This window comes from Streptomyces sp. NPDC005931 (assembly GCF_042871235.1).
GTDB lineage: Bacteria > Actinomycetota > Actinomycetes > Streptomycetales > Streptomycetaceae > Streptomyces.
Map to the genome: position 1 here is coordinate 175,215 of NZ_JBIAIG010000007.1, position 18,092 is coordinate 193,306.

Annotated in this window: 16 protein-coding genes; 9 read left to right on the forward strand and 7 right to left on the reverse strand. The window is 72.1% G+C overall.

Translation table 11 applies throughout. From position 1 onward, the window contains the following. Positions 1-12: 12 nt before the first annotated feature. Positions 13-621 (reverse strand): ABATE domain-containing protein, encoded by a 609-nt coding sequence (locus tag ACFYOV_RS18680; protein ID WP_389089038.1) that lies wholly within the window; start codon positions 619-621, stop codon positions 13-15. Between the two features lie 88 nt (positions 622-709). Here ACFYOV_RS18680 and ACFYOV_RS18685 point away from each other — a divergent pair, with 88 nt between their 5' ends. Further along, a complete protein-coding gene (locus ACFYOV_RS18685; protein WP_389089040.1) occupies positions 710-1,498 on the forward strand; it encodes an MBL fold metallo-hydrolase in 789 nt (262 codons plus the stop codon). Positions 1,499-1,618: 120 nt separating this feature from the next. On the opposite strand, the gene ACFYOV_RS18690 is transcribed toward ACFYOV_RS18685, so the two are convergent. The 5 genes from ACFYOV_RS18690 to ACFYOV_RS18710 form a co-directional block, all read right to left on the reverse strand. Next, entirely contained in the window at positions 1,619-3,838 is a 2,220-nt protein-coding gene (locus tag ACFYOV_RS18690) for an MMPL family transporter (protein ID WP_389089041.1), read from the reverse strand. Between the two features lie 634 nt (positions 3,839-4,472). Continuing rightward, complete coding sequence (locus ACFYOV_RS18695; RefSeq protein WP_389089043.1) at positions 4,473-4,673, reverse strand: hypothetical protein; 201 nt, start codon at positions 4,671-4,673, stop codon at positions 4,473-4,475. Positions 4,674-4,837: 164 nt separating this feature from the next. Then, positions 4,838-4,993: a DUF6131 family protein gene (locus ACFYOV_RS18700; RefSeq protein ID WP_389089044.1), complete on the reverse strand. Its 156-nt coding sequence runs from the start codon at positions 4,991-4,993 to the stop codon at positions 4,838-4,840. Between the two features lie 452 nt (positions 4,994-5,445). Further along, on the reverse strand, positions 5,446-5,892 hold the full coding sequence (locus ACFYOV_RS18705) for a MarR family winged helix-turn-helix transcriptional regulator (RefSeq protein WP_389089046.1): 447 nt from the start codon (positions 5,890-5,892) through the stop codon (positions 5,446-5,448). Further along, entirely contained in the window at positions 5,889-6,371 is a 483-nt protein-coding gene (locus ACFYOV_RS18710) for a MarR family winged helix-turn-helix transcriptional regulator (protein WP_389089047.1), read from the reverse strand. Before ACFYOV_RS18710 ends, ACFYOV_RS18705 begins: the two co-directional genes overlap by 4 nt. A gap of 487 nt (positions 6,372-6,858) precedes the next feature. Between ACFYOV_RS18710 and ACFYOV_RS18715 the strand changes: the two genes are divergently transcribed. The 7 genes from ACFYOV_RS18715 (at position 6,859) to ACFYOV_RS18745 (ending at position 14,096) form a co-directional block, all read left to right on the forward strand. Then, positions 6,859-7,929 (forward strand): hypothetical protein, encoded by a 1,071-nt coding sequence (locus ACFYOV_RS18715; RefSeq protein ID WP_389089049.1) that lies wholly within the window; start codon positions 6,859-6,861, stop codon positions 7,927-7,929. A 939-nt stretch (positions 7,930-8,868) separates the two neighbouring features. Continuing rightward, on the forward strand, positions 8,869-10,272 hold the full coding sequence (locus ACFYOV_RS18720; protein WP_389089050.1) for a hypothetical protein: 1,404 nt from the start codon (positions 8,869-8,871) through the stop codon (positions 10,270-10,272). 2 nt (positions 10,273-10,274) lie between these two features. Next, positions 10,275-10,697 (forward strand): roadblock/LC7 domain-containing protein, encoded by a 423-nt coding sequence (locus ACFYOV_RS18725; RefSeq protein ID WP_389089052.1) that lies wholly within the window; start codon positions 10,275-10,277, stop codon positions 10,695-10,697. Continuing rightward, the gene (locus ACFYOV_RS18730) at positions 10,694-11,047 is read left to right on the forward strand and encodes a DUF742 domain-containing protein (RefSeq protein WP_389089053.1); all 354 of its coding nucleotides are present in this window, start codon (positions 10,694-10,696) and stop codon (positions 11,045-11,047) included. Before ACFYOV_RS18725 ends, ACFYOV_RS18730 begins: the two co-directional genes overlap by 4 nt. Continuing rightward, entirely contained in the window at positions 11,025-11,645 is a 621-nt protein-coding gene (locus ACFYOV_RS18735; RefSeq protein WP_389089054.1) for an ATP/GTP-binding protein, read from the forward strand. The genes ACFYOV_RS18730 and ACFYOV_RS18735 overlap by 23 nt, the downstream gene beginning before the upstream one ends. After that, on the forward strand, positions 11,642-12,862 hold the full coding sequence (locus tag ACFYOV_RS18740) for a cytochrome P450 (protein ID WP_389089056.1): 1,221 nt from the start codon (positions 11,642-11,644) through the stop codon (positions 12,860-12,862). The genes ACFYOV_RS18735 and ACFYOV_RS18740 overlap by 4 nt, the downstream gene beginning before the upstream one ends. A 10-nt stretch (positions 12,863-12,872) precedes the next feature. Then, on the forward strand, positions 12,873-14,096 hold the full coding sequence (locus tag ACFYOV_RS18745; RefSeq protein WP_389089057.1) for a cytochrome P450: 1,224 nt from the start codon (positions 12,873-12,875) through the stop codon (positions 14,094-14,096). A gap of 145 nt (positions 14,097-14,241) precedes the next feature. On the opposite strand, the gene ACFYOV_RS18750 is transcribed toward ACFYOV_RS18745, so the two are convergent. After that, entirely contained in the window at positions 14,242-14,931 is a 690-nt protein-coding gene (locus ACFYOV_RS18750) for an esterase/lipase family protein (RefSeq protein WP_389089059.1), read from the reverse strand. A gap of 319 nt (positions 14,932-15,250) precedes the next feature. Here ACFYOV_RS18750 and ACFYOV_RS18755 point away from each other — a divergent pair, with 319 nt between their 5' ends. Further along, positions 15,251-18,052, forward strand: a complete 2,802-nt coding sequence (locus ACFYOV_RS18755) for a SpoIIE family protein phosphatase (protein WP_389089060.1) — start codon at positions 15,251-15,253, stop codon at positions 18,050-18,052. Positions 18,053-18,092 lie beyond the last annotated feature (40 nt).

Consider the following 18,092-nt stretch of genomic DNA (forward strand, 5'->3'; position numbering starts at 1 on the left):
CCTGACGCGCCCTCACTCCGACGTGCCGCTGCGTCGGGCGTACGCGCGGGCGGCGCGGGCGCGGTCCCCACAGCGGGTGGAGCACCAGTGGCGCCGTCCGTGAGTGCGCAGGAGGAACCGGTCACAGGGGGCGGAGCCGCAGGCGGCCAGGAGGTCGGCGTCGGGGCCGGTGAGCAGATCGGCGGCATCGGCGGCGAGCGTCGCCAGCGCGTGATTGACGGCCCGGTCGGTGGGGTGCGCCAGGACGCGGCGCGGTCCCCGATCCTCGTCCCAGGCGAGCAGGGGTGCGGTGGGCACCGAGGTGAGGGCCTCGTTGACGGCCCGCAGTGACCCCTCGGGCGGGGTGGCGCCGTCGACACGGGCGGCGAAGAGGGCACGCACGTGTCCGCGCAGCGTGCGCATCCGATGGGCACACACCTCGTACAGCCGGACGTCCGGGGCGGTCAGGGCATGGGCCGCGAGCCACTTCATGGCGGACCCGGGGTCGGCGAGCAGGTCGTAGCTCTGTCCGGCGGGCAGCGTCGCCGCGGTGTCGGCGAAGTCCAGGGAGGGGTGCCGGTCGGCCCCCGGAGGCGGAGGGAGGGCGGCCGGCGCGCTCTCGGTCACCGCGATCTCTTCCATGACCTCATGGTATCGCTTGCCTTTTTCCATGACACACACCTACCCTCCCTCACGGAAAACGTGAACAGAATCCGTGAGGTATCAGGTCATGCCCCAGCACAGCACCGAGCAGATCAAGGTCCGGACGTTCGGCGGCCCCACCGCTCTCTTCGAGTACGGCGGGCTGCGCTTCCTGACCGACCCCACCTTCGACGGCCCCGGCGACTACGCCACGCCCGGCCCGACCCTGACCAAGACCGCACCCTCCGCCGCCGCCCCCTCCGACCTCGGCCCCGTCGACGTGGTCCTGCTCTCGCACGACGAGCACGCGGACAACCTCGACACCTCCGGCCGGGCCCTGCTCGCCGACGTGCCCCTCACCCTCACCACGCCCGGCGGCGGACAGCGCCTCGGGGCCAAGGCGAAGGGGCTGGCCGACTGGGAGTCCGTCGAGCTCGAGCGCCCCGACGGGGGCACGATCACGGTCACCGGAGTCCCCGCCGTCCACGGACCCGGCCCACGGGAGGAGGTCGAGCCGTTCACCGGCCAGGTCGTCGGTTTCGTCCTGACCGGGCACGGACTGCCGACCGTCTACGTCAGCGGCGACAACGCCTCCCTCGACGCCGTGAAGGAGATCGCCGAGCGCTTCGGCCCCGTGACCACCGCCGTCCTCTTCGCCGGTGCCCCCCGCTTCCCCATGCTCTTCGACGGTGGCCTGATCGTCCTGGACAGCGCCCAGGCCGCCGAGGCCACCCGCATCCTCGGCGCCCGCCATGTCGTTCCCGTTCACCACGACAGCTGGGCCCACTTCACCGAGGGCCGCGACGAACTGGAGGCCGCATTCACCGCCGCCGGGCTGGCCGACCGCCTGGACCGGGACTGGATACGGCGCGCCTGAGCACACACCCTCCAGCCGCGGAGCCACCTCGGCGACGCCTGAGGGAAAGCCCCTGGTACGCAAAGCCCCGGCGGCCCGAAGGGTCGGGTCACCGGGGCATCAGGGGCAGGTGCGGGTCGATCAGACCCCGGCCGTCTCCGGTTCGCGCGCGGGCTCCGCGGACCCGGGAGTGTCGCCGAGTTCCTTGTGGAGCTTCTCGCCCTCGACGTCGACGTTCGGCAGGAGGCGGTCCAGCCACTTGGGCAGCCACCACGCCGTGCTGCCGAGCAGGGCGAGCACGGCGGGCACGATGGCCATGCGGACGACGAAGGCGTCGAAGAGGACCGCGATCGCGAGCCCGAAGCCCATCATCTTGATCATGTCGTCGTTCTCCATGATGAAGCCGGAGAAGACACTGATCATGATGATCGCCGCCGCTGCGACGACCCGTCCGCCGTGGCTGAAGCCCGTGGTGACGGAGTCGGCGGCGGAGGAACCGTGGACGTAGGCCTCACGCATCCGCGTCACCAGGAAGACCTCGTAGTCCATGGCCAGACCGAAGACCACGCCGATCATGAAGATGGGCATCATCGACATGATCGGACCCGGCTGGTCCACCCCGAAGACGTCCGCGAGCCAGCCCCACTGGAACACCGCGACCACCGCGCCGAGCGCCGCGGCCACCGAGAGCAGGAAGCCCAGAGCCGCCTTCATCGGGACGAGGATCGAGCGGAAGACGAGCATCAGCAGCAGGAAGGCCAGGCCGACGACCAGGGCCAGGTACGGGACGAGCGCGTCGTCCAGGGTCTGCGAGAAGTCGATGGTCATCGCGGTCATGCCGGTGACCAGCATGGTCGCGCCGGTGTCGGCCTTGAGGTCGCCGGACAGCGAGCGGATGTCCTTGACCAGCGACTCGGTGGCTGCGTCGCTCGGCCCGGTCTTCGGCACGACCGTGAGGACGGCCGTGTCACCCTCCTCGTTGAAGTTCGCGGGAGTGACGGCCGCGGCCTCGCCCAGGCCGGTGATCTGCTTGCCGACGGTGTCGACGGCCGCCTTGGGATCGCCGGCACCCCGTGTGTCGACCGTGACCATCAGCGGGCCGTTGAATCCGGCACCGAAGGACTCGGACAGCATGTCGTAGGCCTTGCGCTGCGTGGTGTCGGGCGCGGAGCTGCCCTCGTCGGGCAGGCCCAGTTCCATGCTCGCGGCGGGCACGGCGATGACGCCGAGGCCCAGCACCGCGGTCAGCAGCACGGTCACCGGGCGCCGCAGCACGAACCGGGCCCAGCGGGTGCCGAGCTTCTGCCTGTCGGACGCGTCGCGCTCCCCGGCGGGCGTTTTGCGGTCCTTGCGGCTGAGCGCCTTCTTCCCGGCGAAGCCGAGCAGGGCCGGGGTGAGGGTGAGCGCGATCAGCACGGCGATGCAGACGGTGGCCGCGGCGGCCAGGCCCATCTTGGTGAGGATCGGAATGTTGACCACCGCGAGGCCCGAGAGGGCCACGACGACGGTGAGCCCGGCGAACACGACGGCGGAGCCCGCCGTGCCGACCGCGCGTCCCGCGGCGTCCTCGGGCGTCCGGCCCTCGGCGATCTCCGCGCGGTAGCGGGAGACGATGAACAGGGCGTAGTCGATGGCCACCGCGAGGCCGATCATCGTGGCGAGCGTGGAGGTCGTGGCGGACAGTTCCAGTGTGCTGCCGAGCGCTCCGATGCCGGAGATACCGATGCCGATGCCGATGATCGCCGAGAGCAGCGGCATGCCGGCCGCGACGAGTGAGCCGAAGGTCAGCAGCAGGACGACCGCCGCGACGCCGATGCCGATGAGCTCGGCGGTGCCGCCCATCTCCTGCTCGGCCATGACCGCGTCGCCACCGGTCTCGACGGTGAAGCCGTCGCTGCGCGCCCGGTCGGTGGCCGCGGTGAGCGAGTCGCGCGCCTTGTCGGTCAGTTCCATGGAGTTGACCTTGTACGTCACCGAGGCGTACGCGGTCGAGCCGTCCTTGCTGACGGCGTTCGCCTTGAAGGGGTCGGCCACCGAGGCGACCTGCGGCCCGTCGCCGAGAGCCGTGACCAGCTCCTCGACCTTGGCCTTGCCGGCCGGACCGGAGATCTTTTCACCCTCGGGGGCCCGGATCACGACGCGTGCCGTGGCGCCCTCGGCACTGGCGGCCGGGAAGCGCTCGTCGAGCAGGTCGAACGCCTTCTGGGACTCGGTGCCGGGCATGGAGAAGGAGTCTTCGGGCGGGGCGGGCGCGGTGGACGCGGCGACGCCGGCGCCCACGAGTATGGCCACCCACAGCAGGGCGACCAGGCCGCGGCGCCGGAACGCGCGTCGGCCGAGTCGATAAAGGAACGTAGCCACCTGGGACCAATCCGTCGGATTTCGGGCAGGACGAGACCCGGCACATGGGAAACAGGGGTTCTGACCGGGATACCTCCCCATGTTCACCCGCGTTCCCGGGCATGAGATCCGCCCCTGGGTCTGGACCCGCGTACTGCATGGGGTGTACTGCGGCGCCCTGGCCCTCTCCCCGGGGCGTAGATCACGGCGATGGATGTACGCCGCATCCGATCGCACGGGCGGACGGGAGGGTCACCAGGTGGAGGACATGAGGACCTCGCCCGGTCGCCGTCTGCAGCGAGCCGGCCCCGCACCCGGCGGTGGCTTCCAACACGGCTCTGCCACCCGTCGGTTGGCGGTACGACGAGCACGGCCCGCCGACTGCGGAGGCGGCGGGGCGTGCAGGGCGTGGTGGCTCGGTTCGGAACGCCGGGACAGGTACAACGACGAATTCGCCGGGACTGCCGGCCCGGGCCGACGCCTTCGTCCAGGCCGACGTCGTGGTCCTCGCCCGAGAGTTGCTCACAGCGCCCCTCTCGTCGACGTGGACACGTCCGTGCTCGCCCGAGGCGAACCGCGCGCGGTTCGCCTCCCCGACGACACCGCGCCGGGCGGAGTGCTCTTGCACGCGGGGGACTCAGAAGCGGGGGCGAGCCTAGTCGGAGTCGCCGCCGCCCGTGGTCCCGTTCGAGCCCCTGCGTCCGCCCTTTCCGGAACCGCGCAGCAGTTCGCCCGCGGCGAGTGTCACGGTCGACACGACGCGGGCCCAGCGAGGCCCGCCGCGCTGCGCCCACACCACGCACACGCACCCGCCGATGACAAGCACCAGGACACCGAGCAGCACCACAACAGCCATTCCCCACCCCTGCGTTCGCCCTACGGTCACGGTGATCGTCTCAGACCCGGAAGGCGTGCTCCAACGGGAGGCCGGGGACCGGAGGACGGGAGACCATGGGGCGGGCGCGGACGCCGCGGTGAGTGGGCTGCGGGGCAAGGCGGTGGCCGTGATCGGCCGTCAGGTCACCAGTAGTGCCGGCGGCCGGCGACCGCGTGCCCCATGGAACCCATGATCCACAGAAGGGCGCCGATGACGGCGAGGATGATCCCAATCGTCCACAGGATCGATGTGCCGGTGAGGAGCCCGATGACAAGGAGGATGATGCCGAGGAGGAGCATGACCGCCTCCAGTGCGGAGTAGTGCTGCTTTCACTGTGGACCTCGGCGTCGCGCTGCGGAAGTGCCCCGAGCGGGAGAAATGCACCCATCGGACGGGCCGGGTGACGCTGCGGAAGAGGAAAGAAGGGTCATGACTGCCGGCGCTCCCGTTCGGCCCGGTCTCCGCTGACCGCATCGCGCATCGGGAATCAGCAGGTCATCGACGACTCGGTCCTGGCGGGGTGCGGGAACGGGACCGGCCGTGCAGGGCCCGTGGTGATCGCGAACGTCACTGCAGACTCGTCGGTCGTGCGCGCGGCACGCCCGCCGAGATCCCCGCGGTGTCGAGGGAGTACAGCGCGCCTGCCGCGCTCTCTCGGCCTTCACCACGAGCCGGACGGCTGGGCAGTGCGGCCCGAGTCGGCCGCTGCCGGGCGACGGGACCACCCGGCCGGGTCGGGGCAGGGCCGCGGTCAGGCGTCGGCCAGCTCCGCGTTCGCCCGATCCGTGACCAGTGCGAGCACACGGCCGGCGACCGCGAGATCCTCCGCCGGAATGCCCGCGTACAGCCGGGCCGAGATGTCGGCACCCTCGGCGGTGGTGCTCTCGTACACCTCCCGTCCGGCCTCCGTGAGCCGTGTCCGGGAGGCCTGTGCCGGGTCCTCCTCGAGCAGCTTCCCGGCCGTCAGCTCCTCGACCACGCGGCGTACGGCCGACGCGTCGACCTTCAGCGAGCCGGTGACGTCGCCGACCAGCTCGTCACGGTCGATGGAGCCACCCGCGGCCACGACGGCCCGGAGCGTCACGCTCTGCTCGAAGGTGACGCCGTGGCGGGTCAGCACGCGCTCGAGGAGGGCACGGGCGGCGTAGTGGGCCAGGGCTACGACCCGGCCGTTGACGGTGGGGGCGGTGGTGGTCATGGCTGCTCCTCGGGGTGGTCGGTGTGCGGATCGAGCGGTGCGTCCAGCAGGGTCGCCAGCTCCCGGATGAACTGCCGTGTGCGCGGGCTGTCCTGTCCCCCGAGCGGCTCGAGCATCTGGTCCAGCAGGTGGTGGACCACCTTGATCGCGCGGCGTGTGACGTCGCTCCCCTGCTCGGTGAGCGTCAGCTGCACGGCGCGCGGGTCGTTCGGGTCCCGGGTGCGGGTGACGAGCCCGGCGGTTTCCAGGGCGCGGGCGAGCTTGGAGACGTACAGCGGCTCGAGCCCCGTGTGGTCGGCGAGCCGGCGCTGACTGGGACGCAGGCCGGAGCGGGACATGCCGTACAGCGAGGCCATCACCGAGTACTGGGCGTGGGTCAGACCCAGGGGCGAGACGGCACGGTCGACGGCCACCCGCCATTTCATCGACAAGCGCCAGACCATGAACCCGGCCGTGGCGTTCTCCGCTGCTGAACTCATGGAAATACAGTACATGGCTATTGAGTACATGGCTACTATCTCGGGTGAGGGCGGGAAGTCCCGGATGCCCACGGCGCGGTCCGGCATCACCTCGCACAGCGTTCGTCTGCCGCTGCGCGGAACGATCGTCGGGCAGCTCGACGATCTCGAGAGCGCCCCCGTGGAGCGGCACGTCCGCATGGCCCCGCCCAAGCGTGCCGGTCACGGCGCCGAGGAGGATGGTTCTCGGCGTCGGGCGCGACATGAGCTGCGCCCGTCGCGCCGCAGTCACGTTTCCCGGTTCGCTCCCAAGGACGCTCGTGCGACCGGGCATTCGGGGCGTCCGACATCGTGAAAGCGTTTGCGGAACGGGCCGCCCACGAGTGACACTCCGTCTCTCCTCCTGCCTCAGTCGCGCCTCTCTCCCGAAGGACTCTGCCCGATGGAACTCTGCGTACATGTGCAAGGCACGATGGCGGTCACCGTCCCGAAGGCCGGTGCCTGAGCCGTGGAAATCGCTCGCATCGTCGTCATCGGGCTCGCAGTCGCCGCCGGCGTCGCCTACTACCGTCACGCCATGGGCGGTTTCTCCTCACTGCGGACTTCCCGCAGGGCCCAAGCCATGGGTTTCCTCCCGGAGTCCAGACAGAACACCCACTCGGCCGCGCCGGACCCCGAGGTGGATCGAGCGAAGGCCGCTGCCGCCCGCGGCCGGTGGGAGCCGGCGGCGCAGTTGCTGGCCCGGGCCAGGGAGCAGCGCGACTGGGCCCGCAGATCCTCCTACGCGGACGCGTTCGGCTCGCACCAGGCCGCACGTCCGGACAGTTGGCTGCGTGACTGGGAGGCGGCCGTCGGTCCGGACGACCCGGACGTGGCGGTGGTGCGGTCGAGGGCGACGGTGAGCCTGGCCTGGCATCTGAGGGGCGGTGGCCGGGCGAAGGACACCAGCCGGGAGCAGTTCGCGGACTTCCACACGACACTGGCTCGAGTACCGCAGGAGAACGCCCGCGCGGCCGAGCTGAACCAGAACGATCCCACTCCGTACGTCGCCGCGATCTGGACGGCCCTGGGACTGGGCCACTCGCACGAGGAGATGCGGCGCATCTGGAAGGAGGTCACCGCTCGGGATCCGCACCACTACCGCGCGCACTACGCGGCGCTCCAGTACTGGTGCGCGAAGTGGCGCGGTTCCGAGCAACTGGCCGTCTCCTTCGCCCGCGAGACCGCGGACAGGGCACCGCTCGGCAGCCTGCTCTCCGCGCTGCCCCTGATCGCCTGGTACGAGCACCACGACAACGACGCCGAACCGGCCGACTTCCGCGCGCCCCATCTGATCGCCCTGGTCGACGCCGCCCTGTCGGACGTGGCGGCGGCCCCGTCGGACCATCCGGACGCTGCGGCGGTTCGGCACCTGCTGGCGTACTTCCTGACCCGGCAGAACCGTTGCGGTGCGGCCCTGGAACAGTTCCGGCTGGTCGACGGTCATGTGGACGCCCTCCCCTGGCGGTACTGGAACGACCCGGCGGCCGTGTACTGCCTCTGGCGGGACCGTGCGGTCAAGGGCGCACGCCGGACCTGAAAGCATCCGTCCGGGCTCGGTCGGGCCGGTGTCCTCACCGCTGCCGCGACGCGGGACCTGAGGCGTCGGGCGTCGGGCGTCGGGCGTCGGCGGGAACGATGTGCGGCGCCGAGGGGCTGTGCCGCCGGGGCCCACGAGGAGTCGGTCAGGGCCGGTGCCGTCGGGTCGACCGGGTCCCGCCGGTCTCGCAGCCGCCGCGCAAACGGACGAGACCGACTTCGGCGACCGCAGGTGTCGACGGGTATTCGACACCGCGGTGGAGAGCAACATCATTTCGGCCGGCGAAAGTTGACCGGCAAGTGTGCACGTTCCCTCCCAAACCCCCTGCACCTTGCGGATTCGTAGTCACCGACCTGCCACAACGGGTGAGCCCTAGCGGTATGGTCCCTTGCCGAACGCCACCAGCGGACCCAGGACTTCCGGGCAGCCATGGCACGATCCCGTGCTGCCCCGAGCCCGCCCCTCGACGTCCCCTGCTCATCCACGCCCTCGTCTGTCACCAGGAGATTCATGTCGCGCGCGCTCAACGCCGTCCGCATCGACGAGTGCTCGTCCCGTGCACGGCTCACGGGCCACGATCCCGGGCGGTGCTGCGCGAGGGCGGCGAGGGCGGCCGCTGCGTCCCTTCGCCCCCTCTGCTGAAAGGCCCGATCCTTCCCGTCTGCTGAGGCTGCCCACCGTGGTCGGGCGCGTCGGCGGGGCCGTGTCGAGACAGGCAGCCCCCGGAGAGGAACGTCGGCGCGGGGGCTCCTCCTCCGGGTCGCCACCGCCCCCGGCGTCCGCCGGCTTCGCCGGCTCCCGTGCGGCCGATCGCAGTCCCGCGCCCGTCCGGCCCGTCGGTGGTCCCGCCCGGCCCCGGCGCTCGCCACCCCGGCCGTTCGGCACGGCCCCACCGCCCACCCCGACACACCGACGGCTTCCCCCATCCGTGAGGACCTGATGACCGAACTCCTACTGACCGCCGCCACGTTGCTGACGTTGGCCGGCGTCGGTTCCGCATGGCACTTCCGCAGCAAACGGGATCACGCCGAGCGCCAGGCCGAGCTTCTCCGCCGGCATGCCGACCGGCTCACCCAGCAACTCCTCGCGGCGGAGCAGTGCGTGGGGCAGGTCGCGGCCACCGTGATTCCGGCGGCCGTGAGCGGCGAGACGGAGCACGGGGGGCGCGGGGGCGAACTCGTGGTACCGCCGCATCTCGACGGCACCCTGCTCGCCGAGCGGCTGAGGGCCCTGTCCGGCGCGTTCGCCTCCGCGGTGGACGAGGTCCGGGCTCAGGAACGCGCTGTGGCAGCCCGAGCAGCCGAGCAGGTCCGCCAGGACGCCGAGCGGCAGGTCGCCCAGGTGCGGCACGAGTCCGTCGGCGTGGCCCGAGCCGCCGTGCGCGGCTTCGCCAACAATGTGGTGGCCCGGGCTGCGCGGCTCGGCCGCACGGTCAGCCAGGGCGTGCGGCGGCACGTCTCCGACGAGGCGTACGCCACGCTGGTGGAGATCGACCACCTCGCGCAACAGATGCTGCTCACCGCGTCGGGGTACACCGTACTGGCCGGGGACAAGCTCTCACGTCGCTGGCCCGCCACCACGCTGACCGACATCGTGCAGGCGGCCATGGGCCGGATCGAGGGGTACGAGCGGGTGAAGCACCCCGAGATGGGATCCGTCGCGGTGGAGGGCCGCGCGGTGGAGGCGGTCGTGCACGCCCTCGCCGTCCTGCTGGACAACGCGCTGCGCTACTCCCCGCCCTCCGCCGGCGTGCACGTCTCGTTGGAACAGGGTCACCACGCCTGCTTCCTGATCGTGGACGACGCCGGACTGCGCATGGACGACGAGCGCCTGCTGTGGGCCAAAGACGTGATGTCCGGCAAGCGGCGCGACGACATCACCCGCCTGGGCGCCCACCCGCAGACCGGCCTGCGGGTGGCGTCCCTGCTGGCGGAGGACTACGGCTTCCGCGTCGAGCTGACCGCCCCGAACATCTACCAGGGCACCCGGGCCATGCTCGTACTGCCGAAGAACCTTCTCACCACGCCCGCACCGGCCGCACCCGTCGCCGTCGCCGTGCCGTCGGGCCACGCCGAGCGCACCGAGCACTCCGACCGTCCCGAGCAGCCCGAGCGGCCCACCGCCCCCGCGGCCACCACGGCCAGCGGCCTGACCGTGCGCCGGCGCACCGCGGCTCCCGCGGCGCCGCGCCGCACGGCCGAGCCCGCCGCCGCCGAGCCCGGCCGTCCCGCCGTCGCCGCGGCCTGGGCCGAGGGAAGCCGCCGCGGCCGGCAGGCCGAGCCCTCCCCGAGCTCCCCCGGACACGACGCCGCACACGACGCCGCACACGACGAAGGACACTGACCGTGCGAGACACACACTCCAACAGCCTGGGCTGGCTCCTCGACCAGGAACTCGGCACCGTCGAAGGGGTCCGCTACGCCGTACTGATGAGCAGTGACGGGCTGCTGAAGGCCCGCACCGAAACGATCAGCCAGGACGACGGGGAGAAGTTCGCCGCCCTGACGGCGGCATTGCGGGCCGCGGGCAAGGCGTGGGACGAATTCACCGGCGGCGAGGGCATGCGCCAGTTGCTGATCGAGTCGGTCGGCTGCATCGGGCTGACGACCACCGCGGCGAAGAACACCATGCTGTCGGTGTGCACCACCGGACCCGACGCCGACGTCGGGCTGATATCCCATCACATGGTGCTGCTTGCCACCCGGGTCGGGCACGAGATGGCCACCGCCGACCGCCTGCCGGCCGCGGAAGGCGGCTCGCCGGCATGACGGGGCCGCGGCGTGACCCCGACATGGTCAGGCCCTACGTCCGCACCGGCGGTCAGGTCCGCGCCCGTGACGACGTGCGCCTGGAGAGCGTGGTCGTCGCCGCGACCGGTCCCACGGACACCCTCGCCCCGGACGCCCGCCGGGTGATGCGCCTGTTCGCCGGCGCGGGGGGCGGCCTCGCGGTCGCCGACATCGCCGCCGCACTGGAGCTGCCGCCCTCCACGGTGCGCATTCTCGTCTCCTCGCTGATGGACTCCGGCCACCTGGCCAGCCCGGTCGCCGCGACCGGCCACCAGCCCGAACCCGACCTGCTGCAGGAGGTGCTCCGTGGACTGCGCTCCATGGTCTGACCCGCCCGTCACCTACGTCCCGGCCACGGTGACGCGGTCGGCCAAGATCGTGGTCGCGGGGGGTTTCGGTGTCGGCAAGACGACACTCATCGGCAGTGTCTCGGAAGTGAAGCCGCTGCGGATGGAGGAACCCATCACGCAGGCCAGCGTCGGTGTGGACGATCTGCGCGGCACTCCGTGCAAGACCACGACCACGGTGGCGATGGACTTCGGCCGCATCCACATGGCCGGCGGCAGGCTCGCGCTGTACCTGTTCGGCCTGCCGGGGCAGTCCCGTTTCCGGCCCCTGTGGGAGGACCTGGCCGAGGGCGCGCTGGGCTGCCTCGTGCTGGCCGACACCCGTAATCTCGACGCCTCCCACGACGCGCTCGGCCTCCTGGAGAGCGGGGGCGTGCCCTACGCCGTCGCCATCAACGCCTTCCCCGACGCACCGAGTTATCCCGAGACCGAGCTGCGCCAGGCGCTCGCCCTCGAGCCGTCCACCCCGCTGACGGTGTGCGACGCCCGCGATCGCACCTCCTCCCTGCACGCCCTGATCACGCTCACCGAGTACCTCTCCGAGCGCCGCTCGGCCGACCCCCTGGAGTCCCGTCGATGACGATGCCCTCCGCCGCGCCCACGCCGACGGGCCCACCGGACCGGATCGCCCTGTACGCCCCGGAGTTCGCCGCCGATCCACACGCCGTGTACCGGCGCATGCGCCGCGTCCACGGCCCGCTGGTCCCCGTGGAGCTGGCTCCCGGTGTGCCCGCGACCCTGGTGATCGGCTACTACGAGGCCCGTCGCATCCTCAACGACCCGCTGCACTTCCCGGCCGACCCTCGCGCCTGGGAGAAGCTGATCCCCGCCTCGTGCCCGGTCCGGCCCATGATGGAGTGGCGTCCCAACGCACTGCGTTCCGGCGGCGCCGAGCACGCCCGTTACCGCGCCGCGAACACCACCGCCATCGACGCGGTCGACCAGCACGGGCTGCGGGCCCTCGTCGAGAAGGTCGCCTCCGGCGCCATCGGCGAGTTCCGCGCGGCGGGCGAGGCCGATCTGCTCACCCAGTACTCGTTCCCCATCGCCTTCAGCGTCCTGAGCGCGCTGCTGGGCTGCCCGGACGAGATCGGCCGGCGCATCGCCGACGGCATGGCGAAGATCTTCGAGACCACGGACGCCGAACGCGGCAACCGGATCCTCGACCAGGCCGTCTCCGACCTCGTGGCCCTGCGCCGACGGCATCCCGGTGACGACATCACCTCCCGGCTGATCGCCCACCCGGCGCACCTCACCGACGAGGAGATGGGCCACCAGCTCGTCACGCTCTACGGCGCGGGGATCGAACCGCTGACCAACCTGATCAGCAACACGGTGCTGAAGATCCTCACGGACGAGGAGTTCTCCGCCGACCTGCACGCCGGGCTGTCGACGGTGCGCGACGCCCTCGACACCGTCCTGTACACCGACCCGCCGATGGCGAACTACTGCATCTCGTATCCGCCGTACCCGGTCGACGTGGACGGGGTGCTCCTGCCGGCCGACCAGCCCGTCGTCATCTCCATGGCGGCCGCCAACAACGACCCGGTCCTCACCGACGGCGTGCCGGAGGGCCGCCTCACGGGCAACCGCGCCCACCTCGCCTGGAGCGTGGGACCGCACACCTGCCCCGCCCGCTCGCACGCGTACCTCATCGCGGAGACCGCGGTGACCTACCTCCTCGACGCGCTGCCGGAGACGGAGCTCGCCCGCCCCGTCACCGAACTCGCGTGGCGCCCCGGCCCGTTCCACCGGGCCCTGGAAGCCCTGCCCGTCATCTTTCCCGCCGCACGCTAAGGAGCCGTCCATGGCCCAGCAGCCTCCGCTCGTCCTCGACCCCTCCGGCGCCGACCACCACGCCGAGCACCGCGCCCTGCGCGCCCGCGGCGCCGCCACCCGGGTGGACATCCTGGGTGTGCAGGCCTGGTCGGTCTCCGACCCCGTCCTGCTCAAACAGTTGCTCACCAGCGCCGACGTGTCCAAGGACGCCCGGGCGCACTGGCCCGGCTTCGAGCAGGCGGTCGGTACCTGGCCGCTGGCGCTCTGGGTCGCGGTGGAGAACATGTTCACCGCGTACGGCCCCGACCACCGCAGGCTGCGCCGGCTGGTGGCACCGGCCTTCAGCTCGCGCCGCATCGCCGCCATGGAACCGGCCGTCCAGGACATCGTGACCCGGTTGGTGGACCGACTCGCGACGCTCCCCGCGCAGGAGCCGGTGGACCTGCGCCAGGAGCTGGCCTACCCGTTGCCCATCGGGGTGATCGGTCACCTCATGGGGGTGCCGGAGAGCCGGCGGGAGGACTTCCGCGCCGTCGTGGACCGTGTCTTCGACACCACGCTGAGCCCTGAGCAGGCACAGGCCAATACCGCCCGTCTGTACGGGCTCCTGGACGATCTCATCACCGCCAGGCGCGACGCCCCGGGCGACGACATGACGTCCCTGCTCATCTCCGCGCGGGACGACGAGGGCGACGGTGCCCGCCTCTCGCCGGGCGAGCTGCGCGACACCCTGCTGCTGATGATCAGTGCCGGCTACGAGACCACCGTCAACGTGATCGACCAGGCCGTGTACACCCTGCTGACCCGCCCCGACCAGCTGGACCTGGTCCGCAAGGGTGCTGTCACCTGGGAGGACGTCGTCGAGGAGACACTGCGACACGAACCAGCCGTCAAGCACCTGCCGCTGCGGTACGCCGTCAGCGACATCCCCCTGCCCGACGGACGGACCATCGCCCGCGGTGAGGCGATCCTCGCCTCCTACGCCGCGGCCAACCGCCACCCCGACTGGCACGGTGACGCCGACACGTTCGACGCGACCCGCACGGTCAAGGATCATCTGGCCTTCGGGCACGGCGTCCACTTCTGCCTCGGCGCGCCCCTCGCCCGTCTCGAGGTCGCCCTGGCGCTCCGGAGTCTGTTCGACCGCTTCCCCGACATCCGGCTCGCCGAGCCTGCCGCCGCGCTGCGTCCCGTGCCGTCCCTGATCAGCAACGGCCACCAGCGCCTCCCGGTCCTTCTGCACGCCCGCTGACCCCCGCTCCGGTCGCGTCCGCGCAGGCCGGGTGGCTCGCGGGCGAGGGAGGCGTGCGGTCGAGGGAGGCGTGAGGTCGAGGGAGGCGTGCGGTCGGGGCGGACGCGGTGTCCACCCCGACCGCTCCTCCTTCCCGTGCGGGGCGCTAGCGGTTGATCATGTCCCGGGTCTGTGCGTAGACCGTGGCGTCGACGAGCAGGCCCGAGTGGCTGAGGCAGGCGGTCCTGGTGTTGGTCGCGCCGGACAGCGGGACGGAGCTGTCCGGGTTGATGAACGTGTCGCAGGGCGACCACCAGGTCGCGTAACGGGGCGCGCCCGGCGTCTCGTCGCCGGAGTTGAGGGCGGTCAGGAACGCGGAGCCGATGCGCATCTCGGTACAGGAGGTGTCGAAGCAGGTGTCGGCGCTGTCGGTGCCGTGATTCGGGCCGCCCAGTGACACCCAGGCGTCGACCTTGGAGCTGCCGCCGAGGTTCTTCAGGTAGTAGCGCGAGGAGAGTCCGCCCATGGAGTGGGTGACGATGTCGACCTGGGAGGCGCCGGTCGCGGTGAGCAGGTTGTCGACCTCGGTGGAGAGCTGCTGGGCGGTCGTGGCGTTCGACTGGCGCCAGTCGTACGTCCACTGGGCCAGGTGGGAGGAAGGCCAGCCGTCCGCCCGGAAACGGTCGGCCATCGTGTTCCAATTGCTGCCGTTACCGCTGTAGCCGTGGACGAAGAGGATGGGGTTGCTGGTGGAGCGGAAGGCGGAACCGCTGGAAGCCTGGGCGGGGCCCGACAGCTGCACGGCGACGAGGACTGCGGCTGCCGCGGCGGTCGTGGACAGGAGGAATCTCTTCACGGAGGGGCCTCACGGAGTGCGGGGTGGGGAGGGCGCTCGCTGGCGCGCGTCTGACGGTGTTGCGCAGGGCGTACCCAGGGTGTGGGCCGCGGTGACGGCGTGCGGGCGCGGGTCGAGCGCGTTCCGCACCGCCGCAAGGTGGGGACGTCGAGGGGTGGCGTGAGCCTACTGACCGGTAGGTATTGGTGGTCAAGAGCTGTGCAGCGCCTTTTTCGTCCGAGGCGCCCCCGCGGCGGCGGCGCCGCGGAACGGGGCCGGCGGCGCGGAAGCGGGTTCGGCGCGCCGGGCCGGACGCACGCGGCGGTGCTATGAAAAGGGTATGCAGATATCTTTCCGGCGATATCTGACACCGTGGCGGCATCGGCCCGCGAGGCGCTCGCACGGCCGCCGCGTTTCCCTGCTGAGCCCGCGCAGTGCCGCCGGGCAGGTATTCCTCGTCCAGGTCGTCATCGTGGTGCTGCTGGTCTGCGCTGCGGTGGCCGTCATCGCGCTCCAGTCGTCCCGCGACGCCCTGCGGCAGGGGCGCAGGGAGTCGGTCGTCGCGGCCCAGACGTTCGCCAACGCCCCCGGTGTGGCCGAGGCGTTCCGCAGCCGGGATCCGAGCGCAGTGCTGCAGCCCGGGGCCGAAGCGGTACGGAAACGGGCCGGCGTGGACTTCGTCGTCGCCATGAGCACCGAGGGAATTCGTTACTCCTACCCCTACCCGGAGGAGATCGGGAAGAAGTTCGTCGGCACCATCGAACCCGCGCTCCAGGGCCGCACCGTCGTCGAGCAGGCCGGTGGTCCACCACTGCCCGCGGGCGAGGGCACGGCCGTACAGGCGGTGGTTCCGGTGAGGGACTCGAGCGGCACGGTCGTCGGCCTGGTCTCCGCCGGGATCACCGTGAAGAACGTGTCGGCGCGGTGGACGCCCCAGCTGCCGATCACCGTGGGGGCCGGCGCGGCGGCGCTCGCCCTGACCACGGTGGGGACGACGCTGGTGGCCCGGCGGCTGCGGCGGCAGACGCATGGTCTCGCCCCGGTGGAGCTGGCGCGGATGTACGAGCACCACGACGCCGTCCTGCACGCGGTGCGGGAAGGGGTGCTGATCACGGACGCGGACGGCCGGCTGCTGCTGGCCAACGACGAGGCGCGGCATCTGCTGGGCCTGCCCGCGGGGGCGCAGGGAAGTCCCGTGCGCGACCTGGGGCTACCCGAGCCGATCGCCCACCTGCTGACGTCGCGGGAGACGGTGACCGACGAGGTGCACCTCGCGGGCGACCGCCTGCTGTCGGTGAACAAGCGGCCCACCTTCCCGCAGGCGGCCGGTGAGGGCAGCGTGGTGACGCTGCGGGACACCACCGAGCTGGCCGCGGTCACGGGGCGGGCCGAACTGGCGCGGGGACGGCTCGCGCTGCTGTACGAGTCGGGGCTCAGGATCGGAACGACGCTGGACGTACGGCGCACGGCGCAGGAACTGGCCGACGGGGCCGTGCCGCAGTTCGCGGACGTCGTCACGGTCGACCTGCTGGACGCGGTACTGCGGGGCTCGGAGCCGTCGACCGGGGGTTGGCGGCACCTGCGGCGTACGGCGATCGGCGAGGGGCAGCGGAAGATACCGGTGTTTCCGCTCGGTGATGTGATCGCGTTCCTGCCGGGCACTCCGCAGATGCGGGCGCTGCACGAGGGGCGGGGTGTGCTGGAGGCGGACCTGCGCGCGGCGCGCGGCTGGCAGGAACAGGACCCTGAGCGCGCGCGGGAGGCCCTGGAGCACGGGCTGCGCTCCCTGGTCACCGTGCCGCTGCGGGCGCGGGGTGTGCCACTGGGCGTGGCGAACTTCTACCGGACGGAGGACTCCCCCGCGTTCGAGCCGGAGGATCTGGCCTTCGCCGAGGAGCTGGCGGCACGGGCGGCCGTGGCCGTCGACAACGCCCGCCGGTTCACCCGCGAGCACGCCATGGCGGTGACGCTCCAGCGCAGCCTGCTGCCGCGCGGGCAGCCGGACCAGGACGCGCTGGAGGTGGCCTGGCGGTACCTGCCGGCGGAGGCGGGCGTGGGCGGGGACTGGTTCGACGTGATCCCCCTTCCCGGCGCACGGGTGGCGCTGGTGATGGGCGACGTCGTCGGTCACGGGCTGCACGCCGCGGCGACCATGGGGCGGCTGCGTACGGCGGTGCACAACTTCTCCACGCTCGACCTTCCCGTGGAGGAGGTGCTCGGGCACCTGGACGACCTGGTCGTACGCATGGACCAGGAGGACGGCACCGGCGACGGTACGGACGGCCACGAGGGGATGGGCGTCACGGGCGCGACCTGTCTGTACGCGATCTACGACCCGGTGGCGGCGAAGTGCACCGTGGCCCGGGCCGGTCACCCGGACCCGCTGGTGGTGCGGCCGGACGGGACCGTGGCCTTCGCCGACGTGCCCGCGTCGGCGCCGCTCGGGCTGGGGGGCCACCCCTTCGAGACCGCCGAGGTGGCTCTGCCGGAGGCGTCACGGCTGGTGCTGTACACCGACGGTCTGGTGGAGGACCGCACGCGCGACCTGGACGTGGGGCTGGAGGCCCTGCGCCGGGCGCTGGCCGGGGCCGCGGTCCGCACGCCGGAGGAGGCGTGCCAGGTGGTGATCGACGCGCTGCGGCCGGCCCGTCCGGTGGACGACATCGCGTTGCTGGTGGCACGCACCCGGCGGTTCCCGCCGTCGCGGGTGGCCGAGTGGGAGGTTCCGTCGGACCCGGCGGTGGTGCCGTCCGTGCGGGCGCGGTGCAGGGAGCAGCTGGCGGAGTGGGACCTGGAGGACATGGCGTTCGCCACGGAGCTGATCATCAGCGAGCTGGTCACCAACGGGATCCGGTACGGCGCCCCGCCCGTCACGGCGCGGCTGCTGTACGGGCGCTGCCTGATCTGCGAGGTGTCGGACGCCAGCAGCACCTCGCCGCGGCTGCGCCGCGCGGCGGCCACGGACGAGGGCGGCCGGGGCCTGTTCCTCGTGGCCCAGTTCGCACAGCACTGGGGCACGAGGTACACGCCCCGCGGCAAGGTCATCTGGGCGGAACAGATGCTCCACGGCGGGGCGGCCGCGGCCGCGGACCACACTCCGGTCGACGTCCTCCTCGAGCAGTTCGGCGACACCTCCCTGTGAGCCACGGACCGCGCCGGCGGGCCGCGGCCCAGTGGCCGCC

What these genes read in the sequence shown, in the direction of transcription:
- ACFYOV_RS18745 (WP_389089057.1), top strand. Translation starts at nt 12,873, where the DNA reads ATGGCCCAGCAGCCTCCGCTCGTCCTCGACCCCTCCGGCGCCGACCAC.
- ACFYOV_RS18720 (WP_389089050.1), top strand. Translation starts at nt 8,869, where the DNA reads ATGACCGAACTCCTACTGACCGCCGCCACGTTGCTGACGTTGGCCGGC.
- ACFYOV_RS18755 (WP_389089060.1), top strand. Translation starts at nt 15,251, where the DNA reads ATGCAGATATCTTTCCGGCGATATCTGACACCGTGGCGGCATCGGCCC.
- ACFYOV_RS18700 (WP_389089044.1), bottom strand. Translation starts at nt 4,993, where the DNA reads ATGCTCCTCCTCGGCATCATCCTCCTTGTCATCGGGCTCCTCACCGGC.
- ACFYOV_RS18680 (WP_389089038.1), bottom strand. Translation starts at nt 621, where the DNA reads ATGGAAGAGATCGCGGTGACCGAGAGCGCGCCGGCCGCCCTCCCTCCG.
- ACFYOV_RS18685 (WP_389089040.1), top strand. Translation starts at nt 710, where the DNA reads ATGCCCCAGCACAGCACCGAGCAGATCAAGGTCCGGACGTTCGGCGGC.
- ACFYOV_RS18705 (WP_389089046.1), bottom strand. Translation starts at nt 5,892, where the DNA reads ATGACCACCACCGCCCCCACCGTCAACGGCCGGGTCGTAGCCCTGGCC.
- ACFYOV_RS18730 (WP_389089053.1), top strand. Translation starts at nt 10,694, where the DNA reads ATGACGGGGCCGCGGCGTGACCCCGACATGGTCAGGCCCTACGTCCGC.
- ACFYOV_RS18710 (WP_389089047.1), bottom strand. Translation starts at nt 6,371, where the DNA reads ATGAGTTCAGCAGCGGAGAACGCCACGGCCGGGTTCATGGTCTGGCGC.
- ACFYOV_RS18695 (WP_389089043.1), bottom strand. Translation starts at nt 4,673, where the DNA reads ATGGCTGTTGTGGTGCTGCTCGGTGTCCTGGTGCTTGTCATCGGCGGG.
- ACFYOV_RS18740 (WP_389089056.1), top strand. Translation starts at nt 11,642, where the DNA reads ATGACGATGCCCTCCGCCGCGCCCACGCCGACGGGCCCACCGGACCGG.